17 protein-coding genes and 1 pseudogene are annotated in these 22,140 nt (G+C 46.6%); 7 read left to right on the top strand and 11 right to left on the bottom strand.

The window, feature by feature from the left end; genetic code table 11:
- Window positions 1–4: 4 nt before the first annotated feature.
- Window positions 5–838, bottom strand: coding sequence for a CPBP family intramembrane glutamic endopeptidase (locus QUB61_RS26245; RefSeq protein ID WP_333126045.1), 834 nt, complete (start codon window positions 836–838; stop codon window positions 5–7).
- A 524-nt stretch (window positions 839–1,362) separates the two neighbouring features.
- Between QUB61_RS26245 and QUB61_RS26240 the strand changes: the two genes are divergently transcribed.
- The 5 genes from QUB61_RS26240 (at window position 1,363) to QUB61_RS26220 (ending at window position 7,764) form a co-directional block, all read left to right on the top strand.
- Window positions 1,363–2,835: a GTP-binding protein gene (locus tag QUB61_RS26240; protein WP_333126048.1), complete on the top strand. Its 1,473-nt coding sequence runs from the start codon at window positions 1,363–1,365 to the stop codon at window positions 2,833–2,835.
- Window positions 2,836–2,915: 80 nt separating this feature from the next.
- Window positions 2,916–4,310 (top strand): 3' terminal RNA ribose 2'-O-methyltransferase Hen1, encoded by a 1,395-nt coding sequence (locus QUB61_RS26235; RefSeq protein WP_333126050.1) that lies wholly within the window; start codon window positions 2,916–2,918, stop codon window positions 4,308–4,310.
- Between the two features lie 66 nt (window positions 4,311–4,376).
- Window positions 4,377–4,637 carry an AbrB/MazE/SpoVT family DNA-binding domain-containing protein gene (locus QUB61_RS26230; RefSeq protein WP_333126053.1) on the top strand — a complete coding sequence of 87 codons (261 nt, stop codon included), beginning with the start codon at window positions 4,377–4,379 and terminating at the stop codon, window positions 4,635–4,637.
- A complete protein-coding gene (locus QUB61_RS26225; RefSeq protein ID WP_333126056.1) occupies window positions 4,631–4,954 on the top strand; it encodes a type II toxin-antitoxin system PemK/MazF family toxin in 324 nt (107 codons plus the stop codon). Before QUB61_RS26230 ends, QUB61_RS26225 begins: the two co-directional genes overlap by 7 nt.
- Before the next feature lie 167 nt (window positions 4,955–5,121).
- Window positions 5,122–7,764 carry a polynucleotide kinase-phosphatase gene (locus QUB61_RS26220; RefSeq protein ID WP_333126059.1) on the top strand — a complete coding sequence of 881 codons (2,643 nt, stop codon included), beginning with the start codon at window positions 5,122–5,124 and terminating at the stop codon, window positions 7,762–7,764.
- 26 nt (window positions 7,765–7,790) lie between these two features.
- On the opposite strand, the gene QUB61_RS26215 is transcribed toward QUB61_RS26220, so the two are convergent.
- The 3 genes from QUB61_RS26215 to QUB61_RS26205 form a co-directional block, all read right to left on the bottom strand.
- Window positions 7,791–8,552: a Uma2 family endonuclease gene (locus QUB61_RS26215; protein ID WP_333126062.1), complete on the bottom strand. Its 762-nt coding sequence runs from the start codon at window positions 8,550–8,552 to the stop codon at window positions 7,791–7,793.
- Between the two features lie 104 nt (window positions 8,553–8,656).
- Window positions 8,657–10,330, bottom strand: coding sequence for a mechanosensitive ion channel (locus QUB61_RS26210; RefSeq protein ID WP_333126065.1), 1,674 nt, complete (start codon window positions 10,328–10,330; stop codon window positions 8,657–8,659).
- A gap of 84 nt (window positions 10,331–10,414) precedes the next feature.
- Window positions 10,415–11,632, bottom strand: a complete 1,218-nt coding sequence (locus QUB61_RS26205) for a transposase (RefSeq protein WP_333126068.1) — start codon at window positions 11,630–11,632, stop codon at window positions 10,415–10,417.
- Window positions 11,633–11,779: 147 nt separating this feature from the next.
- Here QUB61_RS26205 and QUB61_RS26200 point away from each other — a divergent pair, with 147 nt between their 5' ends.
- Window positions 11,780–12,244, top strand: a complete 465-nt coding sequence (locus tag QUB61_RS26200; protein ID WP_333126071.1) for an SRPBCC family protein — start codon at window positions 11,780–11,782, stop codon at window positions 12,242–12,244.
- Between the two features lie 129 nt (window positions 12,245–12,373).
- Here the strand turns inward: QUB61_RS26200 and QUB61_RS26195 are convergent, their stop codons facing one another.
- From QUB61_RS26195 to QUB61_RS26165, 7 genes are all read right to left on the bottom strand, one after another.
- The gene (locus tag QUB61_RS26195) at window positions 12,374–13,060 is read right to left on the bottom strand and encodes an alpha/beta hydrolase (protein ID WP_333126075.1); all 687 of its coding nucleotides are present in this window, start codon (window positions 13,058–13,060) and stop codon (window positions 12,374–12,376) included.
- 749 nt (window positions 13,061–13,809) lie between these two features.
- Complete coding sequence (locus tag QUB61_RS26190) at window positions 13,810–14,634, bottom strand: transglutaminase family protein (RefSeq protein WP_333126078.1); 825 nt, start codon at window positions 14,632–14,634, stop codon at window positions 13,810–13,812.
- A gap of 323 nt (window positions 14,635–14,957) precedes the next feature.
- The gene (gene mutL / locus QUB61_RS26185) at window positions 14,958–16,835 is read right to left on the bottom strand and encodes a DNA mismatch repair endonuclease MutL (RefSeq protein ID WP_333126081.1); all 1,878 of its coding nucleotides are present in this window, start codon (window positions 16,833–16,835) and stop codon (window positions 14,958–14,960) included.
- A gap of 183 nt (window positions 16,836–17,018) precedes the next feature.
- Window positions 17,019–18,128, bottom strand: a complete 1,110-nt coding sequence (locus QUB61_RS26180; protein WP_333126084.1) for an ATP-binding protein — start codon at window positions 18,126–18,128, stop codon at window positions 17,019–17,021.
- A 337-nt stretch (window positions 18,129–18,465) separates the two neighbouring features.
- Entirely contained in the window at window positions 18,466–19,680 is a 1,215-nt protein-coding gene (locus QUB61_RS26175; RefSeq protein ID WP_333126087.1) for a beta-ketoacyl-ACP synthase, read from the bottom strand.
- 223 nt (window positions 19,681–19,903) lie between these two features.
- Window positions 19,904–20,692 (bottom strand): peptidylprolyl isomerase, encoded by a 789-nt coding sequence (locus tag QUB61_RS26170; RefSeq protein ID WP_445300211.1) that lies wholly within the window; start codon window positions 20,690–20,692, stop codon window positions 19,904–19,906.
- 166 nt (window positions 20,693–20,858) lie between these two features.
- Complete coding sequence (locus QUB61_RS26165; protein WP_333126091.1) at window positions 20,859–21,425, bottom strand: photosystem I assembly protein Ycf4; 567 nt, start codon at window positions 21,423–21,425, stop codon at window positions 20,859–20,861.
- 572 nt (window positions 21,426–21,997) lie between these two features.
- On the opposite strand from QUB61_RS26165, the pseudogene QUB61_RS26160 reads away from it, so the two are divergent.
- A pseudogene (locus QUB61_RS26160) lies at window positions 21,998–22,140 on the top strand (photosystem II D2 protein (photosystem q(a) protein)); the annotation flags it as partial.

Below are 22,140 nucleotides of genomic sequence, written 5' to 3'. Positions count from 1 at the left end.
GTCCTTACTCGAAACCTTTGGAATGTTCAGACATTTTTCGCATTCCCAAGGCTAAGACACTCAAAAACAACAGCCCGATCGCCCCAGCTAGCGGATTGCCGTTAACTCCTGTCACCCACTCGGGAACAGATGCCGAATATCGCACTAACTGCCCGATGTTGATCGTGTAATATCCCCAGACTAAACCTGCATGAAGCCCGATCGACAAACCGAGGCGATTTCGGCGCGATCTTTTTCCCCAAACCAGAATCAAACCCAACAACAACAACCCCGGAAACTGCGGCCAACTCCCCAGCATTGCCGCGACAGGTTTGATAAAATGAGAGAGGGCAAACACCAGGCTATTCGCCCACAGAGATATTCTATAATTGTAATCCCGCTGCAACTCGTCCAGCAACCAACCGCGGAATACCAACTCCTCCGCAAAACCGACTCCAAGGGCGCTTAACAGCCCTTCTGCGATGATTCTCGGCAAATTATCAGAATTTTGCCACGCGACTAAGCCGAACAGCCCTTGCACCGCAAATAAGCTGAAAGTGAGCAAAAGCCCGATCGCCAATCCGATTAAAAGCTCAAAACCGTTTTTTCGCGTATTGATTAAACCGTAACTTTTGAGTAATTGGGTTTGTCCGTAAACCTGTTTTCCCCAGCGCGGCACTAGGAACAGAAACTCAGTAAACAACAATCCCATTGTCAGAATAGTTGCTAGGTTACTATCTTTAACTAAGAGATAAATTGGTGCTGCTAGCGGCAGCCAAATGGCTAGCAAGATTAATAGGAAAATTATTACACGTAAAGGAAATGGATAACTGGCTATTATTTGGAGGCGGTTAATCATTATTGTAAATTAAACAGGTTTTACATGATATCTGTAGGGAGACAGCAATGCTGTCTCCCTACCCGGATTCTAAACACGCCATTGCCGTACCCCTAATGTACAAAGCAGACGGAAAAAGCTAGAATGGCATGGTATCGGTTGAAACTTTAAGTGAAGCAAAGCTATAACATCAGGTAACAGTCAGGAACCTTAGCCTAAAGGCATAAGGCTTGAAAGAGAAATCTAGAAAGCCATCCTGACGGGCCTAAGTCCTTCGCGGACTACGTTTTTTGAGTCACGACACCCTGGAATGCGTAGCTAGTTCCTTGCTCTGTCGCTGAAAGTTAAACAGTTCTAAGGTCACTGGAACAGTGCTTTTAGCCTAACAAGCTCACTAAACATTGGCGAAGCTAACTTTACTCCGCAAGGAGAACGGGACAACCATATCCCGGCGGGGAGGCAACCATACCTCCCCAACCCCGCAAGGGGATTCCACTCAATGTAAAGCCGTCCTAAAAGGACGGGGTTTCAAACCCATAGTTTTGATGACTGAAGCCTCGGATTTTTCAAATGTCGATCGCGAATTAGATGACACAATTTTAAGCTTCGCAGACATTCAGGCAGAACTCAACCTGCGCCACGCTAAAGATGCTCTGCGAGATATAGTAGAAAATCTCGACTTGACAGTTCAAGAGCGAACTGGACTGGAACCGGAAATTGGCGGCTTGGAGAAAATGCTCGACAAGCTAGAGCGCGCTTGCGTACAAATAGCTGTGTTTGGGATGGTGGGAAGGGGAAAATCTTCGGTTTTGAACGCGCTGCTAGGTCAAAATGTGTTTGAAACTGGCCCGACTCACGGGGTGACTCGCACCACGACTATCGGTCAGTGGGATGTCGGAGAGGGAATTGATGAGAATTTGCCCGATGGCTTACGCCCCGCTACGCTACGACTTTCGCCAGTTATTTACCGTTTGTCGCAAGTAGAATTAATCGACACTCCAGGAATAGATGAAGTTGACGGCGAAACTCGCGAACTTTTAGCCCGCCGCGTTGCTAAACAAGCAGATTTGATTTTGTTTGTAGTTGCTGGCGACATTACAAAGGTGGAATACGCAGCACTTTCGCAGTTGCGGGAAGCCGGAAAACCGATGTTATTAGTGTTTAATAAAATTGACCAGTATCCTGATGCAGACAGGCTGGCAATTTATCATAAAATTCGAGACGACCGCGTGAGAGAATTGTTGTCTCCCGATGAAATTGTGATGGCGGCGGCTTCCCCTTTGACGGCGAGGGCGGTGCGCCGTCCCGACGGAAGTATGGGCGTGCAAATGACTCGCAGTTTGCCACAAGTGCAAGATTTAAAATTAAAGATTTTGGAGATTTTAGACCGGGAAGGCAAATCTTTGGTCGCGCTGAATACGATGCTCTGTGCGGGGGATATTAACGAGCAGTTGGTGCAGCGAAAAATGGAAATTCGAGATGAGGCGGCTAATCGAATTATCTGGAACGCGGTAATGACGAAATCGGTGGCGATCGCACTTAATCCAATTACTGTAGTTGATATTATTAGCGGTGCGGTAATTGATGTGGTGATGATATTAACTTTATCTAAAGTTTACGGCATTGCGATGACGGAAGCGGGCGCGGTGGAATTGCTGCAAAAGATTGCGATTAGTATGGGGGGAATTACTGCGGGCGAATTGCTGGCTAATTTTGGTTTGAGCTCGTTGAAAGGATTGTTGGGTTTGGCGACGCCGGCGACGGGGGGTTTGGCTTTAGGGCCTTATTTGTCTGTGGCGGTGACGCAAGCTGCGATCGCGGGGGTTTCTTCCTACGGTATCGGTCAAGTTACTAAGGCTTATTTGGCTAATGGTGCTTCTTGGGGAGATGATGGGCCAAAGGCTGTGGTGAGCAAGATTTTGTCTTCTTTGGATGAGGATTCTATTTTAAATCGGATTAAGGAAGAGTTGCGGGCTAAGTTGGATTTGGGAAGTGTGGAAAAACAGAAATTTCAGTGATTGTTTTGGGAATTATTCAACCGCAGATATAAAGCAGATAAACACAGATAAACGCAGATAATTTCAAAAATTAATAGCTTATGTTATTAACCATCTCTACAACTCGCGTCCCTGCTACAGATTTAGGTTATTTGCTGCACAAACATCCCGATCGCCATCAATCCTTTCCGATGACTTTCGGGCAAGCCAGCGTGTTTTATCCAGAGGCAAATGCAGAAAGGTGCACGGCGGCTTTACTGTTAGATGTCGATCCGGTTGCTTTGGTGCGGGGCAAGTCGAAATCGGGCGATCGCCCTCTCGAACAATACGTGAACGATCGCCCCTACGTTGCCTCTTCTTTTCTCAGTGTCGCCCTCGCCAAAGTCTTTAGTACAGCTCTATCCGGTCGCTGCAAAGACCGCCCAGAACTCGCAGAAACAGCTATTCCTTTGACAGTTAATCTGTCGGTTTTGCCCTGTCGCGGTGGCGAGAAGTTCCTGCGGCAAATGTTTGAGCCGCTTGGCTATCAAGTCGCAGCAAAACCCCTGATTCTTGACGAGCAATTTCCCGAGTGGGGCGCGAGTCCTTACTTTGCTGTGGAACTGCAAAATACAGTTCGTTTGGCGGATTTGTTAAGCCATATTTACGTGCTAATTCCCGTGTTGGATGACGACAAACATTATTGGGTGGGCGATGATGAAATCGAGAAGTTATTGCATCACGGCGAAGGTTGGTTGAACGCGCATCCCGCCCGCGAACAAATTGCCAACCGCTATCTGAAACGCCAGCGCCGTCTGACGCGAATTGCTGTGGCACAGTTAGCAGATGAAGCTCATATTGACCCTGAGGAGGTCGAAGTTTCTCATCAGCAAGAAGAGGAAGTTTTAGAACAGCGAATTAGCTTGAATCAAGAGCGTTTGGAAGCTGTGACGGAGGTTTTAAAGCAAAGCGGTGCTAAGCGAGTGGTAGATTTGGGCTGCGGTGAGGGAAAACTGCTGAAACTGCTTTTGAAAGAAAGCTCGATCGAACAAATTACAGGCGTCGATGTGTCCTTTCGGGCATTGGAAATTGCCAGGGAACGTTTGCAAATCGATCGATTGTCTCCCGCACAGCAATCTCGCATTCAACTAATTCAAAGTTCGCTAATTTATCGGGACAGCCGCTTGACTGGTTTTGATGCGGCGGCGGTAATTGAAGTGATCGAACATCTGGATTTAGAACGGTTAGCTGCTTTTGAGCGGGTTTTGTTTGAATTTATCCGACCCAAAAGTGCGATCGTCACAACTCCAAATATTGAATATAATGTTCGGTTTGAAAACTTGCCTGCAGGCAAATTTCGCCACCGGGATCACCGCTTTGAGTGGACAAGAACCGAATTTCAAACTTGGGCGAATGGCGTTGCCGAACGGTTTGGCTGTCGGGTAGAGTTTCGTTGTGTGGGAACTGAAGATTTAGAAGTAGGTTCGCCTACGCAAATGGCAATATTCGCCCATTGATAATAATACCGACAGTCTGTTTGTGCTTACAATATAGTTAAACTTGGAAAAATGCAGGCTTCAGCTATGAGTAAACCTATTCAAACCCGGATCGTTGAAATTGACAATTCTCAGGGCATTCACATTCCCAAATCTTGGTTAGAGCAAATTGGTATTAGCGGAGCAGTAGAAATCGAAGTTCAGGGCGATCGGATTGTCATTCGTGCAGCCCTAAAACCGCGTGCCGGCTGGGAGGAAGCGTTCGCAAAAATGGCAGAGCAACATGATGATGTCCTTCTTGATGATGTCACCACTACGGAGTGGGAGGAGCTTGAGTGGCAATGGTAGTCGAACGTTTTGATGTTTTTTTAGTTAACCTTGACCCCACTGTTGGCAGTGAAATTCAGAAAACTAGACCTTGTTTGGTGATTTCACCAGATGAGATGAACCAGGCCATTGCCACTGTCATCATCGCTCCAATGACAACGAAGGGGCAACGATATCCCAGCCGCATAGTTTGTAATTTTCAAGGCAAAGATGGGCAAATCGTCCTCGATCAAATTCGGACTGTTGACAAAAATCGATTAGTTAAATATCTCGGTCAAATCAGCGCTGACGAACAAAAAGCAGTTTTAGATACTTTGGTACAAATGTTTGCTGAATAATAATATTTACTGGTTCCCAGGCTGTGCCTGGGAACCGATGCCCAGAGGCTCTGCCTCGCGAGGTTCGATGAGAATTAGAGGCAGAGCCTCTGGATATGCGTTACCAGGCTCTGCCTGGTAACGAGTAAAAGGAGTAAAAACGAGTAAAAAATCTATATTATTAAAAAATGAAAATTACTTTTCCAGAACTATCTTTAGTCGTTCTCATTGGTGCATCCGGTTCAGGCAAATCCACCTTTGCGCGGCAGCATTTCCTACCTACAGAAATCATTTCATCGGATTACTGCCGCGGTCTGGTTTCCGACGACGAAAACAATCAAGCGGCCACCGCTGATGCTTTTGAAGTATTGCATTTAATCGCTGCTAAACGTCTGGCTGCTGGTAAGCTAACTGTGATTGATGCCACCAACGTTCAGCCGGAAAGCCGCAAACCTTTGTTGGAATTAGCCCGAAAATACCATTGCTTTTTGGTTGCTATTGTGCTAGATTTACCAGAAAAATTGTGTGGGGATCGCAATCAACAACGTGCAAACCGCAATTTTGGAAATCATGTAATTCGCCGCCACGTTCAGAATTTAAAGCGATCGCTCAAATCTCTAGATAGGGAAGGATTTCGGTACGTTTACGTCCTCCGTTCCCCAGAGGAAATCGAGGCGGTAGAAGTCGAGAGACAACCTTTGTGGAACAATCGCAAAGGCGACTGCGGCCCTTTTGACATCATCGGCGACGTTCACGGATGCTGCGACGAATTGGAACAATTGCTGCAACAGTTGGGCTATCAAATTATCGAAAAATCCAGCGAATCCGATTTGGGGAATTTTCCCACCTACGCGCACCCGGAGGGCCGTAAAGCCGTGTTTTTGGGCGATTTGGTCGATCGGGGCCCGCGCATTCTCGACACCCTCAAACTCGTGCGAAACATGGTACTCGCAGAAACAGCTTTGTGCCTGCCTGGAAATCACGACATCAAACTGCTGCGAAAACTCAACGGCAAAAATGTCAAAATCAACCACGGACTCGAACAAACCTTAGCAGAAATTGCCGCTTTACCCGATGAATTGCGCGAATCAGCAGTCCGAGAAATTAGCCAATTTTTAGATAGTTTGATTGGGCATTACGTCCTCGATGGCGGAAAATTAGTCGTCGCCCACGCCGGGATGAAAGCTGAATTTCAGGGACGCGCATCGGGCCGCATTCGAGATTTCGCCTTGTACGGAGAAACAACTGGCGAAATCGATGAATTCGGCTTGCCCGTCCGCTACAACTGGGCCGCCGAATATCGAGGTCAGGCAGCGGTTGTTTACGGACACACCCCCGTACCGGAAACAGAATGGTTGAACAATACTGTTGATATTGACACGGGCTGCGTTTTCGGAGGCAAATTAACAGCTTTGCGGTATCCCGAAAGAGAATTTGTCAGCGTTCCTGCTGCTAGAATTTACTGCGAACCTGCCAAACCGATCCTCTTTCAAGACAGCCCAACTCCACTTAACAATAGAGACATGAATTCACCCGCGATCGATAGCGGTTTGGCGGCAGTGAATCTCACCGCCCAACAGCAGTTTGATGACGTACTGGACATTAGCGACGTACTCGGAAAACGCATCATTTCAACTCGCCTGCAAAGTAACATTACGATTAAAGAAGAAAATGCGATCGCAGCCCTAGAAGTAATGAGTCGGTTTGCAGCCAATCCCAAATGGCTGATTTATTTGCCGCCCACAATGTCTCCCGCTGCTACCTCCAAAGAACCAGGACTTTTAGAACATCCAGCCGAAGCATTTAGCTACTACCAACAGCAGGGCATATCGACAGTTGTGTGCGAAGAAAAGCACATGGGTTCCCGTGCAGTTGCGATCGTGTGCCGCGACGCACCGGCAGCTTTACGTCGGTTTGGCATTCTCAGCGAGAGTATGGGCATTTGCTACACCCGAACGGGACGGCATTTTTTCGATAATTCTACCTTAGAAACAGAATTTTTAGCGCGGGTAAATGTCGCTCTCACTGCGAGCAATTTTTGGGAGAATTTTCAAACTGATTGGGTGTGTTTGGACTGCGAATTAATGCCTTGGTCAGCCAAAGCTCAAGGTTTATTGAAAGAGCAGTACGCCGCCGTGGGAACAGCATCTCGTCACGGGTTTGCGGAGGCGATTAAGAACTTAGAACAGGCAAAACAGCGGGGAGTTGAAATTAATTCTTTGCTGACTAGCTACCAAGAGCGAGCCGAACTAGCCGATCGCTATGTTCGTGCCTATCAGCGCTACTGCTGGCCAGTGAAATCGCTCTTAGACCTCAAATTAGCGCCTTTCCACATCTTGGCAACCGAGGGAACTGTTCACACTGACAAAAATCACTGTTGGCACATGGAACAGATTTCACAAATTTGTAAAGCTGACCCTGAATTGCTGTTAGCTACTGAATACAAAATAGTTGAAATTGCCGATTTTGACAGCAGATCCGCAGGGATTCAATGGTGGGAAAAACTGACGGCGGCGGGAGGCGAAGGAATGGTTGTTAAACCAATGGATTTTATTGTGAAAAATAGCAAAGGACTCGTACAGCCTGCGGTAAAATGTCGCGGTAAAGAGTATTTGCGAATTATTTACGGTCTGGAATATTCTTGGCCGGAACATTTAGAAAAATTGCGATCGCGCGGACTTTCCGGCAAGCGTTCTTTGGCGTTGCGAGAGTTTGCTCTCGGTGTAGAAGCATTGGAGAGATTTGTTGCGGGTGCTCCATTGAGACAAGTTCACGAGTGCGTTTTCGGAGTTTTAGCGATGGAGAGCGAACCTGTCGATCCGAGGCTGTAATCGGAAGGTAGAAAGCAGGCGATCGCTCATTCATTTTCCGCTATTAATCGTTCAACTTCCGATGGCGATAAATTCATCATTTGTGCAACTTGCTCTAAATTCATTCCCGAATTTAACAGTTGAGAAACGAGCTCGCGCAAGGCTGATTCGGCCGCCAGCCGTGCTTGTTGTTCGGCCAGCCGTCCTTGTTGCTCTTCCTCATGAGTCTTCAGAAACTCTCCTGTTTGAGGATTCCTAAACCTCAACTCTCCCGAAACTATGTGCAATTCCAGTCCCAATACTTCGCTGTACAACCACAGCGAATCGAAAGCGATATTGTTAGCTTCTATCGGCTCGTACTGGCCGTTGACTAAACGCACTCCTTGCAATATCGGATTCAGATAATCCCCAGATGGATCGTACTGAAAGTATTCCCTGACTCCCAAACTTCGATAAGTTTCTGGTTTGGTTTCTTGGTCTACATCTTGAGTTGTTGCCGATGTTATTTCTAGGACAAACTGGGGAGTTATTCCGCCTTCTTGCCAAACTTTGTAGTTATCTCTTTTGCGTTTCCTGACTCCGAATACTGCATAGACATCGGGAGCAACTACTGCTGCTTTGTTGCCTTCTTCGTAATAGACGAAAGAATTTGCTGACACGTATACATCCGATCGCCCTTGAAAGTGCAGCTTCAGAGCTTCCACGGCGTAAGTCATGTAATCGCGCGTGATGTCACTTTCCGCCATCGGTTCTCCGTCACTACTGGGATATTGGATTTCTTCTTGTTCGAGAGAAGTTAAAACAGTCATGGTTTAAGTCTCCTCAATGCTGGTTATTTTTATTTTAGCGGACGAGCGATTAATTTTTTAATAAAAAAAAGGCGTTTGTCAAGTGCAAACGCCTTTTTATAGAGTTACGAACGCGGCGTCTTATCTTGTTTAAACGACGCTAACCATTCGCGAATTTGGTCGGCCGCAATCTCGCGCCCGCCCAAACCAAAAGCTAGAGCAATGCCAACTGCGATCGCCCCGAGCAGCAGCCCGAAAGCCAAATTCACAATATCGCTGCCAATGCCCATTTGTTGCAGCGCCAAGGCCGCAACAAAAGCAATAATCGAGATCCGAGCCGCTTGGCCCAAAAGCCGCGCTTGGCGAGTTCCAGAACTGGCAATCAAACTAAACGCCAGATTCGCCAAATACAAGCCGATCGCAAATACCACCAAACCCGAAAGCACCCTACCTGCAACCAGGACAATACCGCTGACAATCGCCGTCAGCGCTGGAATCCCCAGCACGTCGGTAGCCGCCACCACAGCAAACAGCAGGATGCCCACCTGCACCACAATGCCGACAAATTCCGAAGGCGTGCGGGTCGGAACTTCCGGTTCCTGAAGTATTGTTGCGTCCGGATCGATCGAACTCGGCGTTAGCCTCAGCCGCTGCTTCGGCTGCACTCCCAACCAAGAAAAGACATTGTTAAAGCCAATTCCCCTCAGGATATTAGTCACCAAATCGCCTACCCAACGCCCCAAAATGTAAGCAAGCGCCAGAATTAGCGCTGCCGTGAAGATTTTGGGAACCGCGCTCAAAATGTCGTTGAGCATCGCGACTGCAGGCTGAGAAATCGCCTGAATGTCCAAAGCGTTGAGTGCTGCGATTGCCGTTGGAATCAAAATCAAAACATAGACGATCGTCCCGACAATCCACGACAGCGATTGTCCGCCCGCAGTCCGCGAAATTCCAAACCGAGCACCCAAACTGTCCGCCCCAGCTGCAGCCAACAGATTCGTGACAATCCGCCGCACCACCATAGCCAGCAGCCAGCCCACAAACCCAATCAGCACAGCTTCCAGAATTTTCGGAATTGCCGCCAGAATTTGGTTGAGTAAATTATTAACCGGCAGCAGAGCCTGCTGCATTTCCAGTGAGTCGAGAATCAGCGGCAAAAACAGCAGAAAGATGAACCAGTACAGTGCATTCGCCACAGTATCGCTCAGCAGCAAAGGGCGCTCGCTGGACGCAGTGCCCACCTCCTGATTCAAGCGCTCGTCCACGCTAAAAGTCCGCATCACCCGCGATACGGCCATTTTGGCGACTGTCGCCAACACCCAAGCAATCCCCAACCAAATTAGCGCGGCGGCTAACTTCGGCAAGAAACCGGTAATTTGATTGAGAAAAGTATTGAGCGGTTGCGAGACAGCCGTTAGATTCAGGCGGTCGAAAAAGGCAATTAGGAAAAAGATAAAAATGATCCAGAACACCGCTGTGGAAATCCATTTTTCCACTTGCGGGCTTCCAGCTGCTTCCGGACGGCCGGTAATCCAAGCAGCCAGCCGATTGTCGATCGTAGTCTTCTTGAGCAATCCCCCCACTACAGATGAGACGAGGGCTGATACTATCAAGCCAACTAGCAGGATACCGACGGCCCAGAGGAGATTTTCCAAGTTTGCGCCCTGAAAGAAATTGTTAATTCCACGTTCGGCGTCTGCCAGCGGATTCGCGGGCTGGGCTTGTGCCAAAATTCGATCGGACAAAGCCGCTATTGGACCCGATATCGGTTGAGTTATCTCTTGCCAAGTTTCATTCATTTTTTTCTCAGGTTAACGTCAGAGTTGACAGCGAAAAGACGAAACTTTAATAATTGTTCCACAAAATCTAGACATCGCCTAAATTTAATGTTTGTACGCTTTTAATCGTACAGGGTTAACTACAAAACCCTCTATCGAGTTAGGGATAAACCCATCTCCGACTGCTTTTCTGCCAAGATTCAAAGAACCGTTTACATCTGCATTTATGAAGTGTCCAGTTTGGGCTCTGAACAATCCTCTTTTTACCCTACTGCCAATGTAGTCGGAATGTTTTTGAATTGGTTCCCAATCCCAGGCCGAACATTTGGATGTGTAACTCTCCTCTACTAACACAATTTTAATTCCCGCAATTTGTTCTTTGTACTGCAACATTTGCACGAATCGGCGATAGGGAATGCAGGCAAAATTTGGATTGTTAACCTTACCAGTATTAATCCCATCTTTGAAATCCTGGTTCCCGCCTCTAGCCAGCAAACCAATTTGATGATTGACGAGTTCTTTAATAATTGCGGAACTCGTCCTGTGGAGGTGGTAATCCACTTTACAGTTACGCTTGTGCCACAATTGGGCGAGTTTTTTACTGGTTTTTTGCGCGGCGGGCAGCAATGATTTCAGAACCGATGAAACTTGATTGCAGTATTGATTGGTTGACTTAACAGCCCGTCCGTAGAAGATTCTCGGTACTAACCCAGGAACATTGTAGGTTAATGTTACCAGATTGTTTAATCCTAAATCTAGGGCAGCTACCCTCTGATTAACTTCTAAAGGCTGTTCTAACTTTTCATAGGCCACCTCGACCACATAACAACCTACCTTGGGAACAATCCGGATTTCCCCCATCGAGCTGACTTTTGAGGGCAACCAAATATTAGTTCCAGAGGGGCGAGCATATCCTTTTTTTAAGGCTCTTTTGCTGACAGCTTGACAATTAAATACAACTAAATAGCGTCCGTCTTCTCTTTTTCGAGCTCTTGAACCTTGATAATGAGGGATTTGCGGTGCGACTTTAAATTTAGTTGGGTCTTCCTGATAGTTTCGCACCACCGGATAATAGCTAGTCCATGCTTTGAGGACTAAGCCGAGCGTGCTTTGTGCTACCTTTGCGGGCAGTGCTTTGTAATCAGGACTTGTTTTGAGCGCGCGATCGACAGCGAGAGCGTTTTTTTGTTGAGTGGCGAAAAAGTTTTGACGGTAGATGTAGTTAGCGCTGTTGTAAAGATTTTTGCAAAGCCAAGACAGTCGATCGGCTTCTCGATAAAACCTATGATTTGGTTTAATGACGTGCCTTTCGACTAACTGCATAATCGGTATATATACTTTAATTCAAGATGATACACTGTATTTATGAGTGTGTCAATCTTTTAATTTCTGGAAAAATTGACGGTACAAGTAAATAAAGGACTATAAAGTAAGCAAAGTTTTGTAATACCCTCGTTGTTGCAGGTTCTCATGTCAATTCGTCAAGTTTTCGAGCAATCCATTGAAATTCGCGCTGCTGCTACTCTGGTGGAGCGCTGCATAGTCGATCGCACTTTGATGCACAAGTGGCTCAACCCCCTGCTGCGTTGCGATCCCGAGGGCGAATGGGATACTGCTGTAGGAAGTCGCAGCTTATTTATCATAAAAATTCCGGTTTTGCAACCCACTTTAGAGAGTGTGGTGTTGGAGCGACAACCCGGTTTAATTGTGTGGGGGTTTGACGGATTTTTCAAAGGATGCGATCGCTGGGAATGCCAGCCCCAAATCCAAGGAACTCTCTTAATTAACCGCTTTGAATTTCAAATTCCCAATCGTTTAATTAGATTTGGTTTCAATCAATTTGCAGCCCCTTGGACTCAGAAAGACATGAAAGACCAACTCCGCCGACTTAAGCGGGTAGCCGAGCAACTATCTCAAAAAATGGGTAATGGGTAAGGGATAATGGGTAATTGGTAATGGGTAATTGCTAATGAGTAATTGGTAATAGCTGAAAACTCACAGCTAAAAGGAAAAAAAGCACCAATTCCCAATTCCCAATTCCCAATTCCCTGCAACTTCAGTTATTTACTTCGCACTTCCCGATGGACTGGGCTGACAAATCATTTGTCTCGCCGAATTCACCGCTTGGCCGGCCGTATTTTGCAAAGCCGGGGAATTCTGATACATAGCTTGCAAATCTTGCACGTCTTTAATCACTCGCTGGTAGATAGCCATAGCTTGATTCCCGTCAACTTCTAAGGCCCCAGGGGTGTAATTTTGCATCACTTCCACCAGTGATATTTTGCCATCTTTGGAAGCTGCAACTAAAGCATCGCGCAGTGCCGACGCGCTTTGAGCTCGAGTTGCCGGCGTATAAGCAACCTCGCCCAATTGTTTGAAAACAAGTTCCCCAAAATAAGTATTTGCCAGCCGCCCTACTAATTGGGACTCTAAAGGCACTTCTCGGGTTAATATTTCGCGCATCGACTCGGGAGTTTGTTTCGCAAGACTCAGAACGCTTTGCAGTTGAGATGATGCTTTGCCGGTTTGTGCCAAGCTTTGCAAGTCGCTCATCGGTAATGTGACGTCAATAGCACCGTATTTTACGGTAACATTGTCTAACGCAACAGCTTTGCCACTGCTCAGGAATACTGCACTTGTTCCCAGCAAAAGCGCCAAACCTAATGATAAAGACTTTGACATTCTTTTGGTTAAATGGGCTGACAGCGGTTGCATTCCGTTGAGATAACCTTGTTGAAACTGAAAGTTCATGGGTTTGTGCCTCTTTACGTCAAAATACTTTTTCGATCGATCGTCTCTTCAGGTATCAGTCGGGAAAGTGGACTGGGAATTTCCGTAAATGACCTATGATTTTACAGTCATGTCAAGCAAATTTAACCTATCAAAAGATAGGTGTTAGTTGATAATTTATATGTTAAATTATGATGTTTGGCAATTTTATAGAGCTTTGCAAAGCTTATAAAAGCGACATTTGCCCGTCGGGCAGCAGTTTATCTGGAAATTTGGTTTAAAACCCCTTCTTCAGTGGCCGGCTTTAATTTCTTAAATCCATTCCTAAAAATCAGGGAACTGCTGATATTTGTAGTATACTAAAATAGTCAAGGTTAAACTCCTGTGCCTCAAGTGAAACAGTTAAGACACACTTTTAGGCATAAATTGTTGGACCCCTAGCCGCGAATACTCTTAAAACAGCTAGAGAATCAACGCATTCTCTTTACCAGAAAACAAATAATTTGGTTCATTTGTTAAGTAGGGTAGGGCATACCCGAACTCGCTTGTTCCTATCCTAGTACGCTTTTGGAGATAGACCCTAGGCGGGTTGCTGTGAGTTGAACTCGTCAATTGGTATTTTGTACGGTTGAAAGGTTTAAGAATTGCTGCAAGGACATAGCGCTTAAAGGTCAGTCGATGAATTAAGAATCCCCACGCCTTCAGGCCCGGGAGTGTCAATGAGTGTCGCTTTCACCTCTTATAGTGTGCGATATATAGCGAATTTAAGTTCACATATCCCGATCGAGCCGATCGACCAATTGGCGAATTGTAGCAGCATCAGGAGCAGTCGGAGCATTTCTCAGGTATAGTTCCAAATCGTGGCGCGCCTCGGCCAAGCGACCAAGTTGATAGTAGAGAATTCCGCGATCGCGCCGTTCCCCTAGCGCCTCGGGAAACAGCAGCAAAATCCGTTCGATCGCCAAAAGCACCCTCAAAGCATCTCGCTGTTGCAAGTAAATCGCCTTCAGATTTCCCAGCATTCGTCCCAACAAATGCCGGCGACTTACCGGGGCGAGAAAAGCCGGCTGCAACTCCATAGGTTGACCGTAAATTTGAGAAAGTCTGGCTTGACAATCTTCAGGAAATAATATCTCGCCGCCGTTAAACGCATCAACAAAAATGCCAGCATCTTCAAAATCCGGTCTAATTAAAAAATGTCCCGGCATCCCAATTCCCACCATGGGAAAATCAATCCGCTTAGCAACCTCCAAATAAACCAAAGATAAAGAGATGGGAATGCCAGTACGCCGATCGATCACTTCATTCAAAAAGCTATTGCGGGGGTCGTAATAATCAGCATCATTGCCCGCAAACTGCAATTCCCCGTATAAATAGCTGTTAATAGTTTGAATGATCCGCAGCGGATAATTCTGTACCGGCAGGCGCGAGCGCACTTCATCTGCGATCGTGTCGAGAGCGTTGAGATACTCAAGAGGCTCTAAATTTGGGTATTCTTCCAAAGCCATGTAAAGGGCAGCTTTCCCCAGGTCTATCGAGGCATCCGGCTGATTTATTTCTTGATAAAAGAGTTGTCGGGCGATCGGAAAATCCATATTTATTATTGATTTATGTTTTATTTACTTGTTGGACTAATATCATCAACAGGCAAGATGCCTGTTCCACAACAAATATTATTCGGGTAAATCGGCTTTTTTTGTAGTATAATTAACCTTTTTTATGGTAAAACAGGTACTTTTTATTGTGAAACAGCCATCTGGTCTGTTGCCCAAAAGATATTAAAAACAGTGAATTATTTAAATTTTAATATATTCTAAGTTTTTTACTCTAAATCAGCCCCGATTTTTAATAAAGCTTCACGATGTTTTTTTCTATCGAGCCAGATAGAGGCGAACGCCCTCGGATATCAAATCAACTTTCAAATCCCGTGACTTTTACCAATCACCCAACTGCGGCGGAAAATCCGAGCCAGAGTCGATTCTTCCAAAGCAAAATAGATAGGGCGGCCGTGAGGACAAGTGCGCGGATTGCGAGTTTGCTGCCATTCATCCAACAAATTTTGCATTTGGGAAAGGCTCAAAGGAGTACCGTTGCGCATAGCGCTGCGACAAGCAGTAGCAACTTGAGCAGCTTGCAAATCTGCGACTTTACTGAGTTCAAAAAGCGCATCCGCACAGTCATCTCGATCGGCTAATAATTCAGGAACTTCGCGGGCAGCCCATAGCTGTTCGCCAAAAGTTTCTACGGACAAACCCAAGCGGGATAAATTCTCAATTTGCAGTGCAGATAATTGACTGAGGATCACTGGTTTTTCGAGAGATTTTAGCTGCCAAGCCGCGCACAAGTGCTCGTATAAAACGCGCTCGTGAGCGATGTGTTGTTCGACCAACCACATTCCGCTGGAATGTTCCGCAACAATATAAGTATTGTGAACTTGAGCGATCGCCCTCAATTCCATCAATCCTATTTTATTACCTTTTGCCTCGGAGCGGATCTCATCATTCTGTCGAGCAGAAATTCCGACACTGTAAGCACTTTTTTGTTCCGATGCCTTCAGCAATTGTCCCACTCGATCGGGAATTGGGGCAGGCGGCAAAACTTCATCATTCAGGTGCAAAGCGCGAGCAATTGCCGCGCTAACTTGTGCTTGCCAAAAACTCGGATCGTGCAGATAAATTTCCACTTTAGCCGGGTGGCGGTTCCAGTCGATCGACGAGGGGGATATTTGCAGGTGAACAAAACACACGGGATAGCGATCGCGCGGACAAGTACGGGCAAAGGCGTTGAGAATAGTTTGCTCTAATTCCGGGGATCGCACAACTCGCCGGTTCACCCCCACCTTCACCCAATCCGGCCGTCTGCGGTGACAGCGATCGGGCAAACCAATTACTAATTCTAAAAACTGGGAATTGGGCATTTGCAATTGGGAACTGGCAAGCGGTAATTGGTAATTGTGCTTAACTGTAGATCCAACAAGTTGAGTTTCTACCAATAAATTTCCTGCTTTCTGATTTTCAGGACTCGCAGGCAAATCTAACTTTAAATACTGCAAATCGCTCGCTCGCACGCCGCGCACAAATTGAGGTAAAATGTGTTCCGCTGTGCTACCTGGAGTTACGTGCAAACAAGGGGTATTTCCTTGACGCAGCTGCCAATTAACGTGCGGGTGACAAATAGCAATTTGCTGAAGGATTGATTGTATCGATCGCATTTGCTGTGCCGCGGACAAAAAACTGCGACGCACAGGCCAATTGCCAAACAAATTATCAACAGTCACCACCGTACCCGGAGCGATCGCCGCTGTTTCCACCTCCACAGCGGAGCCTGCGTTATTGTAAACCACCCGCCAGCCCGATCGAGCATTTTCACCTCCCCCCCTTAACAATGATGAGCTGGGGGGGTTTGGCACCGACTCTCGATTTTCCCAAAAATCGCCCAATCCCAAATCATTGGGCCGGCTCAAAATCTCCAAACAGCCCAACTGAGCCAAACTGTGCAAAGCTTCCCCGCGAAAGCCCAAAGTAGCAATTTTGTAAAGATCTGCTTCAGTGGTAATTTTGCTCGTACTGTGAGGCGAAGCTGCCTGCTGCAAATTTTCCAGATCCATTCCTGTACCATTATCTGCAACTTGCACCCGCCACTGTTCGGGCCAGACAGAAACAACGATGCGAGTTGCGCCAGCATCCAGAGAATTTTCAACTAATTCTCGTACCGCAGCGGCGATCGAGTCAATCACTTCGCCTGCGGCAATTAAATCGATAACTTCTGTAGATAAGGTTTGAATAGTAACTGGCATCAGATTTTTAGCGCTTCGTTAATTCAATTCTACTCGATCCTGCAAATCGCTACACAGTATTAAGACTTACGCTCTTAAACCCGGTTTCTTAGAAAAATATTGTTTGGTAACAGAAGATATACTCATAAACCAAGTTTCTGAGTCAAGCGCGATCGAGTCAATCGTATATATCTGCCTACCTACTTAAACTTGCTCTGCTAAGGCTAGAATTTTCGGCAAGCGGATGTAAAAAGTTGTTCCTTTGTTCTCCTCCGACTCATAAGTAATTTCCCCTTTGTGAGCATCAACGATCGACTTAGCAATCGCCGTTCCCAACCCAGTACCAGTCCGCTTGCCATAAGTCACAAAAGGTTCAAATAACTTTTCCTTAATTTCCTGGGGAATGCCCGGGCCGTTATCGTAAATGGTAATTTCTGCCCACTCCTCACTTTGTGTCACAGTAATCTCTACCAGACCTCCGCGCCCGCCAAAAGCTTCAACAGCATTCCCAACTAAATTTTGCAAAACGCGCAAAATCTTATTTTCGTCCGCTTCGACTATCACTTCTGTTACCCGTATAACCAAATCTACTTTTGCCGCCTGAAAATAAACTCTGTTCAACTTTTCAAACTGCTGCAAAGTCTGAATTAGATTAACTGGTTTTTTATGTAATACAGAGTTGCCGCGCGAAAATTCTAATACTTCTTCAGCCATCCCCAACATTCGCTGAACCTGCAATTGAATAAGTTCGCACCACTCCTGACTTTCCTCATCCGGGTGCATTTCTTTGAGCATTTCGCTGGAAAGTTTAATTCCCGTAAAAGGACTTTTAAAATCGTGAATAATTGTACTCACCATTTCTCCTACCAATACCATTTTTTGTTTGTGTACGAACTGGCCAACATATTGATCCGTGGTATCCCGCAATTTTTGAATAATGAAACTAAACATTTCCAGTACCGAACTGCCTTTAGCAGACTGGAGAGTTTTTATCAGTTCTTCGCGATCTATTTTTGCAAAAGTCGAGCCTGCAACTGCCACAGCTCTAGCACTGCGAGGCTCGCCGTCTAAAACTCCGAGTTCGCCAAAATAAGCGTCGGCCTTAGCGACAGCAATAGTTTGATATTGATTGTTTTCAAGGCGCTTGCTAAACTCGACTTCACCTGATAAAACTAGATATAAACAATCGGCTGTTTCTCCTTCTTCAAAAACCAGCGTTTCCTCATCACAACTCTCCAATATAGCTATTTGGCAAAGGTGAGCAGCTTGCTCTGGTTCAAAATAAGACATAAATCGATGAGATGCCAGATCCATGTGAAAATACCTAAGGCTTAATTTAAACAGTTTCTTTCTTCAATTTTCGCTTATAAGCATCGGTGCCTTAATAAAATACAATACTGCTTTAATCTGCCTCTATTTTCTAGCCTCCCTGGCTTTGGCGCAAGGAGCGGCGTCGGGATGCAGAGCCCGACTAGGACAGCAGCACCAGCAAGATCGCCCAAATTCTCAGTTAATTGACTAAAATACATAAATATGGTACTATTTTCAGATTTAAATTGGAGGGGCTGACGAGCCGGAGATCCCGCCCCACAAAATTTTAACTGTAGAGAGATGGTGCAATTTAAATGCCGATCGACCGAGTTTGCAAAAATTAACCATCGGCAGATAAAACGATCGCAGCATTCTGCCCGCCGAAGCCAAAACTCAAACAAACCGCATTTCTCACAATAGCCGATCGCGCACAGCGCACAAAATCTAATTCAAACGCCGGTTTTTTCATTCCCGCGCCAGGTGGCAACATCTGATATTTAATACTCATCAAACAAAAAGCCACGCCCAAAGCTCCCGAAGCTCCCAAAGTATGACCCGTAGCCCCCTTAGTGGAACTAACAGCAACTCTGGGGTGAAACAATTTCTGAATTAACAGTGCTTCGTGTCGGTCATTTAACTCAGTTGCAGTACCGTGAGCATGAATAAAATCTATATCAACCGCCGCTAAATTGCTGCGTTTCAAACATTGATTTACCGCCGCGATCGCACTTTTCCCTCCCTGAGCCGGTGCAATAGCATGACAAGCATCATTTGTCAAGCCAAAACCGGAAACTCGACCGTAAATTTTAGCGCCACGACGGCTTGCCAACTCGGCCGATTCTAATACAAGTAAAGCCCCGCCTTCACCGAGTACAAAGCCTTCCCGATTTTCATCAAAGGGATAGCACCCAGCGTTTGCCAAAGCACCCATCCGGTTAAATCCAGCCACAGTCAGCGGTGTAATTGGCGCTTCCACAGCACCTGCGATCGCCCGCTGACACTCACCCGTGCGGATTAAATCAACAGCACGGGCGATCGACTGTAGGCCCGTGGCACAAGCAGCCATCGGCGCCAGCACCGGCCCCGTCGAGCCAATAGCCCTCGCCGCCGCCATCGCCCCCATGTGAGGCAAAAAATTCACGAATTGAGAATGGGTAATTGGTAAGTGGTAATCTGGAATCGGTAATACCCTTCCCTCTTTGTTCTTCCCTCTTTCTTCTTCCTTCTTCCCTCTTTCTTCTTCCTCTTGCCGAATGCCAACGCTAGCCAATTGTTCCAAATTTGCCTGGAAACCTCGGCTAGAACCGATCGCAATTCCGCAATCAGGCAAAGGCAAACTCAAATTAGCATCTTGCAAAGCATCGGCTAAAACCTGCCGAATTAAAGTTATTAAATCGGCAGGTTTTGCGCCAATTAAAGCCAAAGGTCGCCGTTCAAGTTCTAAAAAAGGTTGATCCCGCTCGATTCCAGATTCTCCAGACAGTAGTCTTTTCCAGCTCGTTTCCAGAGTGCCTAAAGCCGAAACAAGACCAATTCCAGTAACAACAACATCCATAGCTAAGCCGATTTGAGATTTGAGATTTTGGATTTTGGATTAAAAGAAGAATCAGGTCAGACGATTTGAGATTTTGGATTAAAAAGGGATAATCTCAAATCTCAAATCCAATTCCCTTATCTCAAATCCCGAATTTACCGGCCATCGGATCGATCCCGTGGGGATAATCTAAAATCTAAAATCCCAAATCTAAAATCCCAAATCCAAAATTGGTTGACTACCTTCAGCTAACAGGCTTAAAATTTTCCAAACCCTGAGTAACAGTAGCCTTCTCAATGCTATCGCCCGCTTCAATCTTATCAACAACATCCATCCCTTGCTTCACGTACCCAAAAACCGCATAGCTGCCGTCTAAAAACGGCGCATCAGTCAAACTAAAGTAAAACTGAGAAGAAGCCGAATTAGGATCATTCGATCGAGCCATAGCCACAGCCCCGCGACTGTGCAGCAACACAGGTTTTTGCCCCACCCCAGGTTGTTCTAGGATTTTGCTGTAAGTCGGATTGCGGGCACCTTTGACTTTAATTTCCAGAGGAATCCTGCGTTCCCGAGAAGTTTTAGGGTCAATAAAACCCCCACTTCCCAGTTCCGCCGTAGGGAATTTAGGGTCTTTGCTCTGCGGGTCGCCGCCCTGAACTACAAAAGGCTGAGGTTCCTTCACGACTCGGTGAAATACCAGCCCGTCGTAGAATCCCTTCTGAACCAAATCGACAAAATTGCCCGCAGTAATTGGCGCATTTGTGCCGTCGAGTTCGATCGTAATTGGAGCACCTTTAACCGTCATCACCACCGTTGCTTTTCCTTCCAAGCGTGGCAAATTGCTAAATTGCGAACTCGCCGCTACCACAGCCGGAGACGGAGACGGAGACGGAGACAAAGAAATGCTTTCACCCGCCGGATTACCTGTCGGAGTTGAGTTCACAGCCGGGGAACTACCGCATCCCCCGACAAACAACGCACCAATTATTAAAAGTGAGAACAACCACCGCTGAATTTTGATTTGCATTTGCATTTGTATTTTCACTTTCACTTTCACTCAATGAAGTAAGGTGCGCGGCCCGGCGCACCCTAGATTTATCGATTTACCAGGGATGTGCACCGAGTCGTGCGCACCCAATATTTATCGATTTCGTGCGCCCGGCCGCGCACCCTACGAGACATTAACTAATCGAAAATCCCTAAAGTCCTTCTAGGGGAACTTGCAAAAATCGAGCCAATTCGGCAGCTTGATTTTCCACTTCAGACAAAGCAATCGGCTGTCCGACTCTAGTCAGGGGAAACTGACGGCGGTCTTTGAGCTTAAGATAAATACTGCGGCGGGGATTGAGACCTTCTTTAATGTCCACCCGCACAGATTGTACATCCGATGTCTTGCAGGTAAAATCAACCTTGCGGTTTTTGCCGGGAAAACCCCAGCGAAAGATCCGAATGTTACCAGTTTTTCGATCGAACTCGTTGTAACCGCCGCCGACATCAAGGAGAATAGTCAGCCACAGGTAAAGCGCCAACAGCACGCCGCAGACACCGTAGAAACCCATCGCAATCCCTTGGGGGATGAAAACAAGCTGAGTCGGGTCAGCAAAAGGCAGCAGGTTCACGTGCCAGTAGCTGGAAAGGCCCGACAGCAGGAAACCAGTCCCTCCAAGGCTGACAATCGTCCCCCACCAGTAATTGCTGAAGCGGCGGGAGCCCACAACCTGGTAGCGCAGGACCGAATCCATCGAGGTCGTTGTTTTTGCAGTCATAAAACTAAACAGCCTTAAAGCCAAATTTTAATTCAAGTAGCCCACCGAGCGTCACGGTTCGCTGACGGTCGCGCGATCGACCGATCGGCATTGTGTATCAACTTCTGCTAATTATGTTGAAAAATTCTGAACTTCTAATATATACTTATGTTAAGTTTAATTAGAAACCTTAGTTTTTTAACAAGCAAAAGGATTTTACCGCAGTCAGGAACTAAGGGCTAAGGCCACTGAGCTTGTAAGAAATTGCAAGCTGTTCTGACCAGACCCCTCGCAAGAGGAGACGTTATTTAGGTCACGACACCGGCGAATGCGACGCCAGTTTTCCGCTCTGTCACCTGCGATTAAACAGTTTTAAAGTCACTGAAACAGTGTCGCAGGTCTAACAAGCCTTTATAACCAGGTCGAGGCGAACATTACCCCGCAAGGGAGACTGAGGCAACCATACCTCATCGGAGAGGCAACCATACCCCTCCAACCCCGAAAGGGGAAAGATTCAAGGCGATTGAAATCGCCGCGTTGTTTTCCTCTCAGGTCGGAAGACACGCTCGTTTCCCACTTACCCAGTTTTTTTTATGACAATCGCAGTCGGACGCGCCCAGAACGAAAGAGGCATCTTTGATGTCCTCGACGACTGGCTTAAACGCGATCGCTTCGTCTTCGTAGGCTGGTCTGGCATCCTGCTATTCCCCTGCGCCTACCTAGCCATCGGTGGCTG

It is taken from the genome of Microcoleus sp. C2D2 (genome assembly GCF_036702495.1).
Lineage (GTDB): Bacteria > Cyanobacteriota > Cyanobacteriia > Cyanobacteriales > Microcoleaceae > Microcoleus.
This window is presented reverse-complemented; position numbering and strand designations above follow the sequence as displayed.

Coding starts and splice junctions, on each gene's coding strand:
- QUB61_RS26210 (WP_333126065.1), bottom strand. CDS start 10,330: ATGAATGAAACTTGGCAAGAGATAACTCAACCGATATCGGGTCCAATA.
- QUB61_RS26205 (WP_333126068.1), bottom strand. CDS start 11,632: ATGCAGTTAGTCGAAAGGCACGTCATTAAACCAAATCATAGGTTTTAT.
- QUB61_RS26180 (WP_333126084.1), bottom strand. CDS start 18,128: ATGGATCTGGCATCTCATCGATTTATGTCTTATTTTGAACCAGAGCAA.
- QUB61_RS26175 (WP_333126087.1), bottom strand. CDS start 19,680: ATGGATGTTGTTGTTACTGGAATTGGTCTTGTTTCGGCTTTAGGCACT.
- QUB61_RS26230 (WP_333126053.1), top strand. CDS start 4,377: ATGAGTAAACCTATTCAAACCCGGATCGTTGAAATTGACAATTCTCAG.
- QUB61_RS26195 (WP_333126075.1), bottom strand. CDS start 13,060: ATGAACTTTCAGTTTCAACAAGGTTATCTCAACGGAATGCAACCGCTG.
- QUB61_RS26240 (WP_333126048.1), top strand. CDS start 1,363: ATGACTGAAGCCTCGGATTTTTCAAATGTCGATCGCGAATTAGATGAC.
- QUB61_RS26225 (WP_333126056.1), top strand. CDS start 4,631: ATGGTAGTCGAACGTTTTGATGTTTTTTTAGTTAACCTTGACCCCACT.
- QUB61_RS26215 (WP_333126062.1), bottom strand. CDS start 8,552: ATGACTGTTTTAACTTCTCTCGAACAAGAAGAAATCCAATATCCCAGT.
- QUB61_RS26190 (WP_333126078.1), bottom strand. CDS start 14,634: ATGGATTTTCCGATCGCCCGACAACTCTTTTATCAAGAAATAAATCAG.
- QUB61_RS26235 (WP_333126050.1), top strand. CDS start 2,916: ATGTTATTAACCATCTCTACAACTCGCGTCCCTGCTACAGATTTAGGT.
- QUB61_RS26170 (WP_445300211.1), bottom strand. CDS start 20,692: ATGCAAATGCAAATCAAAATTCAGCGGTGGTTGTTCTCACTTTTAATA.
- QUB61_RS26165 (WP_333126091.1), bottom strand. CDS start 21,425: ATGACTGCAAAAACAACGACCTCGATGGATTCGGTCCTGCGCTACCAG.
- QUB61_RS26245 (WP_333126045.1), bottom strand. CDS start 838: ATGATTAACCGCCTCCAAATAATAGCCAGTTATCCATTTCCTTTACGT.
- QUB61_RS26200 (WP_333126071.1), top strand. CDS start 11,780: ATGTCAATTCGTCAAGTTTTCGAGCAATCCATTGAAATTCGCGCTGCT.
- mutL (WP_333126081.1), bottom strand. CDS start 16,835: ATGCCAGTTACTATTCAAACCTTATCTACAGAAGTTATCGATTTAATT.
- QUB61_RS26220 (WP_333126059.1), top strand. CDS start 5,122: ATGAAAATTACTTTTCCAGAACTATCTTTAGTCGTTCTCATTGGTGCA.